Annotated in this window: 16 protein-coding genes; 3 read left to right on the top strand and 13 right to left on the bottom strand. The window is 61.0% G+C overall.

Annotated elements, in window-relative coordinates; genetic code table 11:
• Nucleotides 1-19: 19 nt before the first annotated feature.
• From V7773_RS21030 to V7773_RS20980, 11 genes are all read right to left on the bottom strand, one after another.
• Nucleotides 20-889 (bottom strand): isocitrate lyase/PEP mutase family protein, encoded by an 870-nt coding sequence (locus tag V7773_RS21030; RefSeq protein ID WP_063322102.1) that lies wholly within the window; start codon nt 887-889, stop codon nt 20-22.
• A 177-nt stretch (nt 890-1,066) separates the two neighbouring features.
• Nucleotides 1,067-1,258, bottom strand: coding sequence for a hypothetical protein (locus V7773_RS21025; RefSeq protein ID WP_063322101.1), 192 nt, complete (start codon nt 1,256-1,258; stop codon nt 1,067-1,069).
• Complete coding sequence (locus V7773_RS21020) at nt 1,255-1,935, bottom strand: transposase (RefSeq protein WP_336074930.1); 681 nt, start codon at nt 1,933-1,935, stop codon at nt 1,255-1,257. The genes V7773_RS21025 and V7773_RS21020 overlap by 4 nt, the downstream gene beginning before the upstream one ends.
• Complete coding sequence (locus tag V7773_RS21015; protein WP_336074928.1) at nt 1,932-2,705, bottom strand: hypothetical protein; 774 nt, start codon at nt 2,703-2,705, stop codon at nt 1,932-1,934. Before V7773_RS21015 ends, V7773_RS21020 begins: the two co-directional genes overlap by 4 nt.
• Nucleotides 2,706-2,844: 139 nt before the next feature.
• Nucleotides 2,845-3,879 (bottom strand): arginine N-succinyltransferase, encoded by a 1,035-nt coding sequence (gene astA, locus V7773_RS21010; protein WP_092223904.1) that lies wholly within the window; start codon nt 3,877-3,879, stop codon nt 2,845-2,847.
• A 61-nt stretch (nt 3,880-3,940) separates the two neighbouring features.
• Entirely contained in the window at nt 3,941-4,957 is a 1,017-nt protein-coding gene (locus V7773_RS21005) for an arginine N-succinyltransferase (RefSeq protein WP_063322098.1), read from the bottom strand.
• 110 nt (nt 4,958-5,067) lie between these two features.
• Nucleotides 5,068-6,417, bottom strand: a complete 1,350-nt coding sequence (locus V7773_RS21000; RefSeq protein ID WP_336074926.1) for an APC family permease — start codon at nt 6,415-6,417, stop codon at nt 5,068-5,070.
• Nucleotides 6,418-6,473: 56 nt separating this feature from the next.
• Nucleotides 6,474-7,226: an N-formylglutamate amidohydrolase gene (locus V7773_RS20995; RefSeq protein ID WP_336074924.1), complete on the bottom strand. Its 753-nt coding sequence runs from the start codon at nt 7,224-7,226 to the stop codon at nt 6,474-6,476.
• A complete protein-coding gene (locus V7773_RS20990; RefSeq protein ID WP_336074923.1) occupies nt 7,210-8,565 on the bottom strand; it encodes a glutamine synthetase family protein in 1,356 nt (451 codons plus the stop codon). The genes V7773_RS20995 and V7773_RS20990 overlap by 17 nt, the downstream gene beginning before the upstream one ends.
• Complete coding sequence (locus V7773_RS20985) at nt 8,562-9,206, bottom strand: isochorismatase family cysteine hydrolase (protein WP_336074921.1); 645 nt, start codon at nt 9,204-9,206, stop codon at nt 8,562-8,564. Before V7773_RS20985 ends, V7773_RS20990 begins: the two co-directional genes overlap by 4 nt.
• 2 nt (nt 9,207-9,208) lie before the next feature.
• The gene (locus tag V7773_RS20980) at nt 9,209-10,063 is read right to left on the bottom strand and encodes a MurR/RpiR family transcriptional regulator (RefSeq protein WP_057447774.1); all 855 of its coding nucleotides are present in this window, start codon (nt 10,061-10,063) and stop codon (nt 9,209-9,211) included.
• Between the two features lie 299 nt (nt 10,064-10,362).
• Here V7773_RS20980 and V7773_RS20975 point away from each other — a divergent pair, with 299 nt between their 5' ends.
• Together V7773_RS20975 and cobF are read left to right on the top strand one after the other, a co-directional pair.
• A complete protein-coding gene (locus V7773_RS20975) occupies nt 10,363-10,941 on the top strand; it encodes a histidine phosphatase family protein (RefSeq protein WP_336074919.1) in 579 nt (192 codons plus the stop codon).
• Nucleotides 10,938-11,693 (top strand): precorrin-6A synthase (deacetylating), encoded by a 756-nt coding sequence (cobF, locus tag V7773_RS20970; protein WP_336074917.1) that lies wholly within the window; start codon nt 10,938-10,940, stop codon nt 11,691-11,693. Before V7773_RS20975 ends, cobF begins: the two co-directional genes overlap by 4 nt.
• A 164-nt stretch (nt 11,694-11,857) precedes the next feature.
• Here the strand turns inward: cobF and ftrA are convergent, their stop codons facing one another.
• A complete protein-coding gene (ftrA, locus tag V7773_RS20965; RefSeq protein WP_092145468.1) occupies nt 11,858-12,817 on the bottom strand; it encodes a transcriptional regulator FtrA in 960 nt (319 codons plus the stop codon).
• Nucleotides 12,818-12,918: 101 nt separating this feature from the next.
• Between ftrA and V7773_RS20960 the strand changes: the two genes are divergently transcribed.
• Nucleotides 12,919-13,353: a rhodanese-like domain-containing protein gene (locus tag V7773_RS20960; protein WP_092145470.1), complete on the top strand. Its 435-nt coding sequence runs from the start codon at nt 12,919-12,921 to the stop codon at nt 13,351-13,353.
• Between the two features lie 376 nt (nt 13,354-13,729).
• Here the strand turns inward: V7773_RS20960 and V7773_RS20955 are convergent, their stop codons facing one another.
• A complete protein-coding gene (locus V7773_RS20955) occupies nt 13,730-14,014 on the bottom strand; it encodes a fructose-bisphosphate aldolase (protein ID WP_336074915.1) in 285 nt (94 codons plus the stop codon).
• Nucleotides 14,015-14,386: the final 372 nt, after the last annotated feature.

Raw genomic sequence — 14,386 nt, 5'->3', positions numbered from 1 at the left:
TGCCGGACAGTGAGCCTTCTTACTCCTTGACGCTCATGTATTCCTCGGCCCAACGGATGTAGTCCTCGGGCTGGGTGTAGGTGTGGGTCAGTTCGGTGGCGCTCAGGTCCGACGCCTGGGTGAAGATCTGCCGCTGTTCCCGCAGGCTGTCGTAGGTGGCCTTGATCGCGGCGAAATAGGCGCCGTGGCCGTCGATGGTCACGCGTACGCCCAATTCGGCCAGGCGCTTGTCGTCGCGCAGCAACGGGTTGCCATACGTGACAAGCATCAGCGGCACCGTGAGGTTTTCGCTGATTTTTTCCAGGTGCTCGAAGTCTTGCACCCCCACCATGCAAATCCCGTCGGCACCGGCACGCTCATATTGCTGGGTGCGGCTGATGATTTCCTGGACCGGCAAAATCCCCGCGTTGGTCCGGGCGATGATCGCCATTTCCGGATCGACTCGCGCTTCCAGCGCCGCACGAATCTTGCCGACGCCTTCGGCTACGCCGATCAGGTCGGTGGATTTACGCCCGAACTGGGCCGGCAGCAAGGTGTCCTCGATGGTCAGCGCGGCGATGCCGGCCCGTTCCAGTTCGACGATGGTGCGCATCACGTTCAGGGCATTGCCATAGCCATGGTCGGCGTCGGCAATCACCGGCAGTTGGGCCACGCGGCCGATGCGGGTGGCCTGTTCGGCAAATTCGCTGAGGGTGATCAGGGCGAAGTCCGGCGCGCCCAATACTTGCAACGACGCCACCGAACCTCCGAGGATGCCTACTTCGAAACCCAGATCAGCAGCAATGCGCGCCGACATCGGGTCGAACACCGAGGCGGTGTGGTAGCAGGTGTTGGAAGCCAGCAATTGGCGGAAGTTACGACGCAAATCTTGATGGGAAAGCCTGGACATGTGAGTTCCACCAATGGAATGGAAAGGCTTGAGCAAAAGTGTCAACGCCGAAAGATCCAAAGGCTATCACGTGGCAAGCGCAAAGATGATGACGAATGTGTATGGGTGATGCCGTTATGGCATCGAAAAAAGGCTGCAGGCCCGGAAAGGTCGGCAGCCCGGCAAAAAAAGCCCATTTCAAACTATTAAGTCTTCGCTCGGTAGGCTCCAGAATTGCTTGATCTCATGGATGTTTCCGACGTTGAAGCGCGTCGGGAAGCCGGGGAGTGTGCAGTGGATTTCGTTCGTCAGTTGCATCGCGGTATCGACCACATTGGTACCGGCCCGCAGTAATGGGGTTTCATCCCAGTCTTTCATCAGGTTATTCAAGGTTCCTCCTTTCTTCGGTTGCTGAACAGCGAATGACTACCGGCATGGAGCAGTGATAGTGTCTCTGTAAACAACGTGATCTCTTGCGCAGCTACGCCGGGGTAAAGGGGTATGTAATCTTTGTCGAAGCACCATGCTTCGTCGATCTTGTCCAGGCGTTCGGGATGGACAAGCAGGCTGAGTGAGGCGGACATTGAGTTCGGGGCTAGTTGTTTATGGATTTCCCGCAAGGCTGGCATGTACAAGACTTCTCCTGGCGCAAGTTTAAGCCTGCGCTCCTTGCCCAGTCGGGGTCTTTTACCTTTTTGCAACGGTAGATCATCAAGTAGTTCGCGTACAAAGGTGGTGTAGCCATCTCCGCTGTAGCCGACCGCATAAAGTTCAAAGTCGTGACTGTGGTTCAGGTTATAAATGAATGTTTCGCTTTCATCATGAGTCTCTACCGGCGACCAGAATCCCAGGCGAAGGGTGAATGAATCATTTTTGTGCAGTAAAAAGCCATAGGCGTTATAGAGGCTGTTGCGTGTACTAAAACCGTCTCGCCGGAGGGTGGTATAAAGATGATCGCTCAATAGACAACGGTTTTTGGCCAGTTGGCGCAAGTCTGCAATGATCCCGGCTTTGTCTCGCTGCATGTCATAAGTGTTCAGGCGCTCGACAAACGTTTTCAGGTTCATGCCGCCAGCTCCAGTGGACGGAGCAAATTGTCCAGGCGTGCGTCCTTGCGTTTTTTCAGCAACGGGACGTAACTCAACGCGTTTTGCGGGTCAGCCCGATAAAGCATCTGGAAGGCTTTCCACGCCACGGCAGGGTGATAATGGTAGATCAGCTCCCCGGCAACCCTGACACCTCCCGGGTCCTGGATCGTTTCGAGTAATTCGAGGCTCACCAGGTACCGGGCGGCACTGTTGTCGTGAGGCAGCCAGGCTGTTTTGCGCAATGAGACAGGGTCAAATACGCTGATGTCCGCACTGCGGTCGGGGAAGTTGATCCTGCCAATCAATGCCGGCTGTTTTTCGCCCCTTTGAGAATAGTCGAATAAGGTTCGATTGCCATCAATGATCAGCGGGTTGCACGGCTCGACGATCGAGGTGCCGGTTTTTTCAAGTTGATGCGTGTTGAGGCTGTATTGCTGGATTTCGAAAGGCTGGTCGAGTGCGAATAGAATACTTTGGCCGGGCACCGAGTACAGTTGCGAAGACGCAGTGTTAGATGCAAGTGCCTTGATGCTGATATTACCAACGCTCGTACAATGCAGCGTGATGGTGCCAGTGTGCGGGTTGGTCATGTTCATGATGGCCGCGCGTCGAGACTGTGCCGTAGCAACTTTGTGTTGAATATCCAGGTCGGCGATCAATTGTTTGATTTGCGCAGTCATATCTAATGTCTTGATTTTCTCCGCTATGTGTTCGAGCGGTAATCGTGTGGCAATCAGATTCTTGATCATGAACATTGTCGTTACAGTGGGGCGGTGCGCGAAAGTATGGGTCTCGAGTAGGTGGGTGGCAATTATGCAATTGTGGAGAAGTATTGCTGATTAACGACATTCTTATGTATTGAATATCCAAGGTTGGGCGGTAACGAGGCTACGCCGCCACCGCCTGTTGCCCCAGCCTGGGCAATGCCACGGCCCGCACCGTATCACCCGGTTGCACTTGCAGGCGTTTGGCGGTGAGGCGATCGACAAGCAGCTTGTGGCCATGCTGGTGTGCGCGAGCGCTGGTGACGCGGCAGTTTTCCAGGCGCCGATTGTGAATCAGCCAGACCGGTGCCTGTGGGTCCGGGGTGCCAATGACCAGGGTCAGCATCTGGCTGTCGCGGACGGTGCGGATCTTCGACACCGGCGCCTCGATCACCGGGCCGCCGTCAAAGATGTCGATGTAACCCTTGTGGCTGAAACCTTCGGCACTGAGGATCTTCAGGGCCGGCTCGGTGTTCGGGTGAGCCTTGCCGATCACCGCCTGGGCCTGCTCGGTGAGCAGGCAGGTGTACAGCGGCTGACGTGGCATCAGTTCGGCGATGAACGACTTGTTGCCCATGCCGGACAACTGATCGGCGTAACTGAAATCCTTCTTGAAAAAATGCCGTCCCAGGCTGTCCCAGAACGGCGAACTGCCTCGTTCGTCGGCATGGCCTCGCAGTTCGGCGATCATTTTTTCGCCGAACAGCTGGGAGAACTCGGCCACGAACAGCAGGCGCGCCAGGGACAGCAGGCGTCCGTTGTGACCGCGACGTTGCTCGGGGTGAAGGAACAACGAGCAGATCTCCGATTGCCCGGACATCTCGTTGTTGAGGAACAGGGTCGGGATCTGCCGCTGAATCCCCAGCTCCGGCGCCGAGCTGACCGTCAGCCCGACCCGATAGTTGTACCAGGGCTCGCGCAGCCCGACCGCGCCGGTCAGGGCACTGATGCCCACCACCTGCCGATCATCGTCTTCGAGCACGAACAGGTAATCGGCGTCGGCACGTTCGACTTGTCCGGCAAAGGTCCGTTGGGCCCAGCGAATACGATGGGCCAGGCGCTCTTCGTTGGCCGGCAGGCTGGTGAAGCCGGGGCCTGCGCAACGGGCCAGGTCCAGCAATGCGGGCAGATCGGTAATGGCGACCGGACGGACAATCATGCTGCAGCTCCTTCATTACGTCGGTCCAAGCGCTGGTGCGTGCCACGGGATCGAGTGAGGTTCATAGGGCGACCACCCGGATCCGCTCGCCATCCATGACGCCCAGGGCGGCCAGCATGTCGGGCGACAGGGCCACAGGGCCCTCGTCGTTGACGTCCAGCTCGGCGACGATGGCCCGGTAGTTTCCAAGACGGTCGTTACTCACCAGGTAACGGCCTCTGGCATCGATCTGCAGGCTTTGCCGGGCTGTGGCGCTCCGACTTTGCGTGATGGTACGGACGTTGGCGATACGGGCATGCAAGGTCGGCCCACCGTCGAAGATATCGACGTAGTTGTTGGTCTCGAAACCCTCGCGCGCCAGGATGTCGAAGGCTTCCTGGCCGTCGGGATGCACTCGACCGATGCAGGCCTGGGCCGCTGGCGGCAGCATGGGGACGTAGATCGGGTATTGCGGCATCAGCTCGGCGAGAAAGGTCCGGCTCTGCAAGCCACACAGCCGTTCGGCTTCGACGTAGGGCAGGTCGAAGAAGTGCTGGCCGATGGCGTCCCAGAATGGCGACTGACCGTCCTCGCTGCTGAAACCGACGATTTCGGTGATGACCGATTCGGCGAAGCGCTGGGGATGGGCGGCGATGAACATCAGCCGGGCCCGGGACAGCAGCTCCGATTCCGGCGTGCGCACCCGCTCGGCGTCGATGTGGAAGCCACGCAGCAGCGTCTGCCCGTTGAGGTCCTGGCACAGTGACAGCGCGGGCACGCCATGCTGGATGTTCAGCTCGCGGGACTCGCTGGAAAACGGCCGGTTGCGCAGACTGTAGAACGGTTCGTTGTAACCGGTGCTGGAGAGAATTTCCGAACAACCGACCAGGCGCCTGGATTCCAGGTCCTCCAGGACAAAAAAATAATTCTCCGCGCCAGGGCCCTGCACATCGGCCTCGAACGAGGCGCACGAGTCGAGGATCTTTTCCTCTAGGCGCGCGGTATCGTCCGGCAGCGACGTGACACCCACCAGGCTGTCACGGGCCAGTTGTTGCAGTTGCGGCAGATCGGTTAATTGAACTGGACGTAAGGCCAGCATGGATTGCACTCCTGTTCCAGAGAGCCCGGTAACCAGCACCGGGCTTGACGATCACTGTCGATGTCCACGCGTTGTAACCACGGTTGGCCGAGTCCTTCGACCACCGGCCCTCACTGACCGGCCGGATCGGGCACGGCGGTAGGGTTGCCGAATTTGTTGAGCACGCACAGATAAATCACGCCCGCGGCGATCCAGATCAGGCCGAGCTTCTGCGCAGCCACGCCCATGTTGTACATGATGGCCGCGACGATCACGAAGCCGACCAGTGGGCAAATCAAGTGGCGAATCAGTTGGCCGGACTGCTGGCGGCGCCAGTAGTGGTTGATGACCGTGATGTGCAGCAACATGAAGCCGCTCAGGGCGCCGAAATTGACCAGGGAGGTGAGGGTGTCCACGGCGTCGATGAACAGGTAGCAGATCAACAGCGACAGCACTGCCACCAGGTAAATGCTCAGGTATGGGGTGTTGTGGGTTGGATGGACTTTGGCCAGCACCTTGGGTAACTGGCCGTCCCGGGCCATGCCGAACAACAGGCGCGACACCGCCGCCTGGGAAGTGATCGCCACGGCCACGCCCCAGGCCAGGGCCGTGGCAACCGCGGTCAAGGTGGCCAGCCAACTGCCGGCTGCCAATTCGGCGATTTCATAGAATGCGGTGTCGGCGGATTTGAAACCCATGCCGGCGGCCAGGTCCGTGGCGATCCAGGTCTGCACCACGAAGATCGCCCCCATCACCAGCAAGGTCACCAGGGCTGCCTTGCCGACGCTGCGGCCCGGGTCGCCCTTGATCTCTTCCGCCAGGGTGGAAATGGCGTCGAAGCCCAGGAACGACAATACCGCGATGGACACGGCTTGCATCAGCAGGGCGAAGTTGAAGTGTTCCGGGCTGTACAGCGGCGCCAGGGTCAGTTGGCCGTTACCGGCCCCGCCGTGCAGGGCGTTCCAGGCGTAGAACAGGAAAATCCCCAGCACCACCAGCTGCGCCAGCAGGAAAATGATGTTCATCCGCGCGGTGAAGGTGATGCCCCGCAGGTTGACGAAGGTCGCGCTCACCAGGAACGCCAGGATGAAACCGACCTTGGGGATGTCCGGGTACAAATGGTTCAGCGCCATGGCGGCGTAGACATAGAGCAGGGGCGGGATCAGCAGGTAGTCCAGCAGCATCAGCCAGCCGGCGATGAAGCCGACGTGTGGGTTAAGGCCCCGTTGTGCGTAGGAGTAGACGGAACCGGCCACTGGAAAAGCCCGGGCCATGCTGCCGTAGCTCAACGCGGTGAACAACATCGCCACCATGCCGATGATGTACGCCAGCGGCACCATCCCCGGTGCCTCGGCGTTGACATAGCCATACACGCCGAACGGGGCGATGGGGATCATGAAAATCATCCCGTATACCACCAGGTCTGTCAGCGACAGGCCGCGTTTCAATTCCTGTTTGTAGCCAAATGCCTCAATGCTCATGAGCCGTTCTCCTTCTCAGCTGTGGGGGGATGTCCTTGCGGGTTGCCGCTGTTTTTCTACAGCAATGGGGCCAGGTAAGCGCTCCAGGTCCGTACCGCCTCGGGGCTGCGCAGCAGGTCGTTGCGCACTTCGATCAACACCGAATCCAGGCCGCGGGCATCGCCATGCACCGGGACGGTCATGTCGGTCAAGGGATTGATCTTGTAGGGCTGGTTGCCTGCCGCGCGCAGCGAATGCCGGCTCAGCCCGTCGACGATGCGTTGGGCATAATCCTTGGCTTCGCCGAACAGCACGCCAGCTTCCAGCGCGCGCGGTTGACCATAGAACACCGGGGTGAAGCTGTGGATGCCCACCACGCGCACCGACCGGTTGGCGGCCAGGCGCTGGTCGATCAACGCGCGTAGCCGGTCATGGAAAGGGTGGAACAGGCACTGGCGGCGATATTCGCGCGTAGGCTCGTCCAGCGCCTGGTTGCCCGGCACCTGATAGATCTCGCTCTGGGGCGGAATACTGTCCGGTACGTGCAGCGGACGGTTGAGGTCGATCAACAGCCGTGAATAATTGGCCGTCAGCAAGGTCGCGCCGAGGGTTTCGGACAGGCGTTCGGCCAGGGCCAGGGCACCGATGTCCCAGGCGATGTGTTCCTGGGAGGCCGTTTCATCCAGCCCCAGGTCGTTCAGCGCCGCGGGAATGAAGCGGCTGGCGTGCTCGCACACCAGCACCAACGGGTGCTCGGCATCTTCCCGGACCAGTCGGTAGGGCGGCCTGGTGTAGAGGCCCGTTTCAGCACACTCAATAGATTCGTGCATAGTGCTCACAACGCTCGGCAGGTGACAGCGCCTCGGTCAAGGCCAGCTCCTGGGCCTTCAAGGCGAAGTAGGTTTCGACCAGCGGGCCGGGCAGGGTCTCGAGCAGCGCCCCGCTGTGGCGCAGGCAGTCCAGTGCCTGGGCCAGGGTTGTCGGCAGGGCGATAATGCCACGGGCACGACGTTGTGCTTCATCCAGCTCATCGGGTATTTGATCGGTGACAGCGTTTAATGCCAGCCGTTGCTGGATGCCCAGTCGCCCGGCAATCAACAGCGCCGCCATCGCCAGGTGCGGCGAGGCGGTGGCGTCCATGGCGCGGAACTCCAGGTTGTACTGGTTCGCCAGCGGTTTGCCGCTCAGGCTCACGGTCGGGCAGATGCGCAGCGCCGCTTCGCGGTTGCGCTGTCCCAAGCACGCATAGGATGCGCTCCAGTGATGAGGTTGCAGGCGCTCGTAGGACACCGGCGTCGGCGCGGTCAGCGCACACAGTGCCGGCAGATAGTGCAGCACACCCGCGGCCCAATGCTGGCCGAGGCTGGACAAGCCGTTGCTGCTGGCGGCGTCATACAGCACCGGGTCCGCGCCCAGGTCTTGTAGGCTCAGGTGCAAATGCACGCCGTTGCACACGGCATGTTCCGAAACCTTGGGGGCGAAGCTCACGTCCAGGCCCATTTGCCGGGCGATCTCGCGGGTGATTTCCCGTACGTTCACGGCCCGGTCGGCGGCGGCTACGCCCAGTGTCGGGCGGCAGGTGATTTCGTATTGATGCTGGCCGTATTCCGGCAGGAACATTTCCGGCTCGACACCGCCGGCCCGCAGGGCGCTAAGCAACCAGCCAGCGAATTCGGCCTGCTGGCGCTGGGCTTGGAGGCTGAAGGCCAGGCAATCAGGCTGCGCAGGCGTGGCAACCAGGTTGAATTCATGCTCGAACGCGGCGAAAACCTGCAAGCCCAGTTCGACGCGATAACGCTCCACTTCGTCCTGCAACAGCGTGCGCGGGCAGGCGCTCCAGGGCCGGCCGTCGGTCTCGCGCACATCGCAATGGATAAAGTCGAGGACGGGCGCCTGGGCGTCGGGACCGTTGTTGACGGTCACCCGGCTAGACAGGTCCGGCACCAGCCGCAGGTCGCCATAAGCGCCCCAAGGGTTGGCCGAAGCGATGATGTCCTGGGGCGTCAGTGCGCTGTTGGCCGGCACCCAGCCACAACCAGCGGTGACGTAGTGGGGCAACTCATCACTGGGAAACGAGCGCCCACGGGTCACGCCGATCAGGTCGGTGGTCACCAGGGTCGTCACGGGCAACGGGGCGAGGACGGCGGCAGGATCATCGAGGCGGCTCATGGCTGCATCTCCTGCAAGCGCGCGAGCACGGTGTCGGTATCGGTGATCCAGCAATAGCCTTTGATCGCGTTCAGGCACGCCAGGTGCCGTTGTTCGGTGTAGGTGGCGCAGGCATCTTCCACCAGCGTGACCAGGTAGCCGCGATCGGCGGCGTCGCGCACGGCCATGTCGACGCACTGGTCGGTGACGATGCCGGCGACGATCAAGTGTCGGGTCTGCAGGTTGCGCAGCACGTAGTCGATGTTGGTGGAATTGAAAACCCCGGAGGAGGTCTTGGGCAGCACGATTTCGTTTTCCAGCGGCGCCAGTTCGGCAATGATCTGCGCCTCGGGGCTGCCCTTGGGCAGGTGCATGTCCGACAGCTTGTGATCCAGGGAACGGTCGCGGCCATCGGCGGTGAGGCTTTCGATGTGGGTGTGCAACACGTTGTGCTGCGCTTCGCGCATCGCGTTGAGCAAGCGCTGCTGGTTGGGGATGACCTGCTGGCGGGCTCGCAGGATGAAATACTCGGCCTCGCGGGTGTGCAGGTGGGCATCGAATTGCGGTTCCAGCCAGGCGCGTTGCATGTCCACTAGCAGCAAGGCGGTGTGCTGGCAGGTGAACGGCAGATCCCGGGGCGAGCGGTGGGGGAGCGAGAACATCCTTATTTTTCCTCCAACAGGTGCGTGTTGAATTCCGTGCGCAAGGCATCGATGCCTTCCAGGCGTTCGGCCAGCTCGGGGCATTGCAGGGTCAGGCAGGCAATCAGCGCCTCGACCTGGGCCAGTGCCGGCACCAGGCTGTCGAAGGCCGAGATCGACTCCACCGGGGCGCTGATGATCAGGTCGGCCAGCTCGCGCAATGGCGAAGCGTAGACGTCGCTGAACAGCACGACCCGGGCGTGGCGCTCCTTGGCCGCGCTGGCCACGCGCAGGGCCTGGGCCTGGTAGCGGCGGTAATCGAAGATCAGCACCACATCCTGGCGCTGCACGTCGAATAGCCGGTCAGGCAGTTGGGCGTTGTCTTCCAGGGCAAAACAGCCGGCGCGCAACAGACGCAAATGATTGAGCAGGTAGTGGGCCAGGAAGCTGCTGAAACGCCCGCCGAAGCAATGTACCTGATGGCGGCTGTCGAGCAACCACTGCACGAGAATGCGCACGTCTTCGGGTTGGGTCAGGGCCTGGGTGTCGATGAGGTGGCGTTGACTGGCGGCCAGGTACTGGCTCCAGGTATCGCCTTGCTGCAATTTGGCCCGCGGTTTCAACAGGGTGCGAGGGGAGCGCAGGCGATGGTCCATGTCACTGAGCAGTGCATCCTGGAATTCGGCGTAACCGCCAAACCCGAGTTTTTTCACCAGTCGCACGATAGTCGGGTCGCTGACGCCGGCATGGTCTGCCAGACGTGACATCGGGCCGAGGCCGTTGCGTGGGTAGTGATCGAGCAGGGCACGTACGACCTTGCGTTCCGACGGCGTCAAAACCAGGCCGGGATCGGTGATCAGGTCTCTGAGAGGTGGCATCCGTGCTCCTTGCCAGGATGGGTGTTGAATTTCTTTCATAACTCCTGAAAACAGTATTTATGTAGCTGGTGCTACATGTCCAGTGGTTTTTACGTTCCGTTTAAAATGCTCCAGTATTGTGCGAAACCCTTGTAGGAGTTGGTCTCGGCTGGGTAGACCGGGTATGTCAGTTGATGCTTCTGGCGATGTCGGACATAACGCCTTTTTGTCTCACTTATTTGATTTCGTATAAGGTGCTGTACAACTAAGTGCGTGAATATCCCGTCCATGCGACTCTCCCGATTGTCTGAGAATCCAGTGTGCAAGCCACTCGTCTGACCTTGATCTGCCACGCCCGCACCGCCGCCCAGAAGCAGGCGCGCTTTGGCCTGGACGAACCGCTGGACGCCGACTGGCTGGCACGCCGCGCGCAGGTCGAGCGCCGCTACCGAAATGTCCGGCAACTGCTGTGCGGGCCGGAACTGCGCACGCGCCAGACCGCTGCCTTGTTCGGCGACGAGCCCGAGCAGGACCTGGCCCTGGCCGATTGCGATCTGGGACGTTGGCGCGGGTTGTCCATCGATGATTTGCTCCAGGCTGAACCGCAAGCCCTGCAGAGTTGGCTCGACGATGCCGAGGCGGCTCCCCATGGTGGTGAATCTGTCGCCCAGTTGTGCCGCCGTGTCGGGAATTGGCTGGCCAGTCTGGAAACCCGGCCAGGACATCTGCTGGCCGTCACCCACCCCTTCGTGATCCGCGCAGCCCTGGTGAATGTCTTGGGCTGTCCGGCCGCCACATTCAACCGGATCGACATTGAACCCTTGTCCACCCTCGAATTGCGTTTCAACGGCGTATGGCGATTACGCACCCAGGGACCTGACCAGGAGTCGCCGCGATGAAGACGTTGTCAGTCATTGGCATTGGGGCCGGCGATCCGGATCAGCTGACGATGCAAGCAGTGAAAGCCTTGAACCGCTTGGACGTGGTCTTCCTCATGGACAAGGGGCCGGCCAAGGACAAACTGTTGGATCTGCGGCGCGAAGTCTGTCGGCGTTACATCGTTGATCGCACCTACCGTTTCGTCGAAACCTACAGCCCGGAACGCCAACGCGGCGGCCTGGACTACACGGACAGCGTCGAAGCATTGAACCGGGCTAAACAGGCCACCTTCGAACGCTTGATCAATGAAGAACTGTCCGACGGTCAGCGGGGTGGTTTTCTGGTGTGGGGCGATCCGGCGTTGTACGACAGTACCGTGCGCATCCTGCAGGCGATCCTCGAGGCGGGCCGCTGCGCCTTCGAGTTCGAGGTGATCCCCGGCATCACCAGCGTCCAGGCCCTGGCCGCTCGGCATAAAGTGCCCTTGAACAGCATTGGCGGTTCGCTGGAAATCACCACCGGACGCCGGTTGGCGGCGGGGCAGGTAGGCGACGCGACGAGTGTGGTGGTGATGCTCGATGCCGAGGACGCTTATCGCCAGGTGAGCGATCCCGATACGCACATCTATTGGGGAGCCTATGTGGGGACGCCGGATGAAATCCTTATCGCTGGCCGCCTGGGGGATGTGGCCGATGACATCGAGCGCACCCGCAAGGCTGCGCGAGCAGCCAACGGGTGGATCATGGATACGTATTTGTTGCGCAAGCCTTGATCTGACGACTCAAACCGAACCGTGGCGAGGGAGCTTGCTCCCGCTGGGTTGCGCAGCAACCCCCAATGCACAAGCTGTGTCATGACTTCAATCTTGCGCCTGCTTCGCAGTCGAGCGGGAGCAAGCTCCCTCGCCACGGGGATTGCAGATGCACTCCGGCATCTTCACCCGCGCCCAAACCGCTCCCGATACACCGAAGGCGCCAACCCCACGACGTTGCGAAACGCCACACGAAAGCTCTCCACCGAGCGGTAGCCACACAGCTGCGCGATGTTGTCGGTGTTGTCCCCGCTGCTTTCCAGCAACTCGCGGGCCCTGGCCAGGCGTTCATGTTGCAGCCAGGTCTTGGGCGACACGCCGCAGGCCTGGGTGAAATGGCGCAGGAAGGTGCGTTCGCTCATGGCCGCCTGGCTGGCCAGTTCGCGCACCCCGAGGGGTTCGTGCAGGCGTTCGCGGGCCCATTGCATGACACTCGACAGGTCGCTGCGTGGCGTGCGGCTGACCGGTGAGGGAATGAACTGCGCCTGGCCGCCCGTACGTTGCGGCGACATCACCAACCGGCGTGCCACGGCGTTGGCGACCTGGACGCCATAGTCCCGTGCCACCAGGTGCAGGCAAGCATCGATACCGGCGGCGCTGCCCGCCGAGGTGATGACCTGTCCTGAATCCACGTACAGCACATCCGGGTCTACTCGCACGGCCGGAAAGCTTGCGGCCAGTTCGTCGGTGTAGCGCCAATGAGTCGTGGCGCCCAGGCCATCGAGCAGCCCGGCGGCAGCGAGTACGAAGGCTCCGGAGCAGATCGACAGCAGGCGCGCACCACGGGCGTGGGCCCTGTGCAGTGCCTCGAGCAGCGCCTGGGACGGTGGCTCGCTGCGGTTGCGCCAGCCTGGCACGACAATGGTCCGGGCGGTTTCGAGCAGTTCCATGCCGCCATCAGCCAATACCTGAAAGCCGCCCATGGCACGCATCGGGCCGTCATCGACCGCGACGATCCGATGCGTGTACCAGGGGAAATCGAATTCCGGTCGCTCCAATCCGAAGATTTCGACGGCGACACCGAATTCGAACGTGCACAGGCCGTCGTAGGCGAGGATTGCGACCAGACCAGGGGGAGACTGCATTTGGCGGAAAATTCCCACAGAGTGTCTTGTGCGCCACTGTAGCGGTAAGCGCCGAGGGGATAAAGTCTCTTCACGCCTTATCTATCCTGGAGTACACGCCCATGACCAGCCTGGTTCGCGAAGTGCCTGCTGCCCCCTCCGATATCGCCCTGCAGCATTTCAGCCGTCGCCTGACATTCGAAACCGATTGTTCCGACGTTCACGCCAGCCAACAGGCCGGCGATGTCGATTTTGTGCTGGTGGATGTACGCGGACCACTGGCCTACGAACGCGGTCATGTACCCGGGGCGATCAACCTGCCAACCCGCACGCTCACTGCCGAGGCTTTGGCTGCCTACCCTAAGACCACTCTGTTTGTGGTGTATTGCGCTGGTCCGCATTGCAATGGCGCGAACAAGGCGGCGGTGCGTCTGGCGACCTTGGGGTATCCGGTGAAGGAGATGATTGGCGGGGTTATGGGGTGGCTCGATGAGGGCTTTCGTCTGAATGGTCTTGTGGAGCGTGTGGCGGATCAGGCTATCCGTTGTGATTGCTGATTTGGTTTTTATAGTTTGTGTGTATATCCGTTGCTGCGGTAACGGCCACTTAGGGTTCCGCCCTTACGGCGTCTCACTTTTGAGAAGCGCAAAAGTAAGCAAAACGCTTTAGCCCCACCACTCGGTGCCTCGCCTAGGCTCGGCATGCCCGAACGCAGGCATTGCTCCGTGGGCCCGCCGCGAAGGACCATCCATGGTCCAGCGCGGCTACCTCGGCATCCATGCCGAGGTGCCCACTGCGCAATACCTACGTTCGGCCAGCGTGGTTAACGGGGCGCCGAGATCAACGTCCGCCGCGAGGCGGCCTTATAGCCGGCCTGGTTTGGGGTGGACGCATTCCTCCTGTGGGAGCGCGCTCGCTCCTACCAGAGGCGCTTTACTGTCCTTCAAGCCCGCGCTGTTCAATTACCCCAAAAACATCCGCCACATCCTGGACCATGATCCGAGCGATGTTGGTGATGGTGTTGAGGTCGGTCTCGGCTGAATCGCGCAGTGTGGTACAGGCCATAAGCGTCAGGTAGTCGAGGGTGGCGTGCAGGCGTTCGCTGACGCAGGCGTGGAGTTCGGGCAATGGGGCGGTGCGGTCGATGAACAGGATGGGTTGGGTGGTGGCGATGGAGGTTAGCGGGGTAAAGCGGTTAGATGATTGATTTGTCGTCATAAGGTTGGGCTCTATCAAGGAAAATGAATTGCCACCTTGTTTGCTGCGAATCAAACGGGTGGCAGTTGCGCGCGGGTTCGCAGACCGAGGAAGAGACCAAACCCGGCAGACCCGAAGATCTCCCACGCGCAACCGCCATAAAACGAACGCGGGCAAGTTTGCCTGAGTTTTCATTCGACGGTGCAAAGTCTCATCCGTTGTTAGGGCTGCGAAACCCTCCCCACTGACCAAAGCCAGCAGGTGAACCGAACTATAGAAGGGGATTTTTGAGGCAACAATCGACCTGTAGGACGCCCACCAACCTCGTGGCGAGGGAGCTTGCTCCCGCTCGGTGGCGCAGCCGCCGTAAAGTCGGGACATGCGGTGGGCCTG

It is taken from the genome of Pseudomonas sp. 3JA, from assembly GCF_036961705.1.
In the GTDB taxonomy this organism is placed as follows: Bacteria; Pseudomonadota; Gammaproteobacteria; order Pseudomonadales; family Pseudomonadaceae; genus Aquipseudomonas; species Aquipseudomonas fluorescens_Q.
Note: the sequence above shows the minus strand (reverse complement) of the source record. Positions and strands in the feature narration are given on the sequence as shown.

What these genes read in the sequence shown, in the direction of transcription:
- V7773_RS21030 (WP_063322102.1), bottom strand. Translation starts at nt 889, where the DNA reads ATGTCCAGGCTTTCCCATCAAGATTTGCGTCGTAACTTCCGCCAATTG.
- V7773_RS21020 (WP_336074930.1), bottom strand. Translation starts at nt 1,935, where the DNA reads ATGAACCTGAAAACGTTTGTCGAGCGCCTGAACACTTATGACATGCAG.
- V7773_RS21015 (WP_336074928.1), bottom strand. Translation starts at nt 2,705, where the DNA reads ATGATCAAGAATCTGATTGCCACACGATTACCGCTCGAACACATAGCG.
- astA (WP_092223904.1), bottom strand. Translation starts at nt 3,879, where the DNA reads ATGATTGTCCGTCCGGTCGCCATTACCGATCTGCCCGCATTGCTGGAC.
- V7773_RS21005 (WP_063322098.1), bottom strand. Translation starts at nt 4,957, where the DNA reads ATGCTGGCCTTACGTCCAGTTCAATTAACCGATCTGCCGCAACTGCAA.
- V7773_RS21000 (WP_336074926.1), bottom strand. Translation starts at nt 6,417, where the DNA reads ATGAGCATTGAGGCATTTGGCTACAAACAGGAATTGAAACGCGGCCTG.
- V7773_RS20995 (WP_336074924.1), bottom strand. Translation starts at nt 7,226, where the DNA reads ATGCACGAATCTATTGAGTGTGCTGAAACGGGCCTCTACACCAGGCCG.
- V7773_RS20990 (WP_336074923.1), bottom strand. Translation starts at nt 8,565, where the DNA reads ATGAGCCGCCTCGATGATCCTGCCGCCGTCCTCGCCCCGTTGCCCGTG.
- V7773_RS20985 (WP_336074921.1), bottom strand. Translation starts at nt 9,206, where the DNA reads ATGTTCTCGCTCCCCCACCGCTCGCCCCGGGATCTGCCGTTCACCTGC.
- V7773_RS20980 (WP_057447774.1), bottom strand. Translation starts at nt 10,063, where the DNA reads ATGCCACCTCTCAGAGACCTGATCACCGATCCCGGCCTGGTTTTGACG.
- cobF (WP_336074917.1), top strand. Translation starts at nt 10,938, where the DNA reads ATGAAGACGTTGTCAGTCATTGGCATTGGGGCCGGCGATCCGGATCAG.
- ftrA (WP_092145468.1), bottom strand. Translation starts at nt 12,817, where the DNA reads ATGCAGTCTCCCCCTGGTCTGGTCGCAATCCTCGCCTACGACGGCCTG.
- V7773_RS20960 (WP_092145470.1), top strand. Translation starts at nt 12,919, where the DNA reads ATGACCAGCCTGGTTCGCGAAGTGCCTGCTGCCCCCTCCGATATCGCC.
- V7773_RS20955 (WP_336074915.1), bottom strand. Translation starts at nt 14,014, where the DNA reads ATGACGACAAATCAATCATCTAACCGCTTTACCCCGCTAACCTCCATC.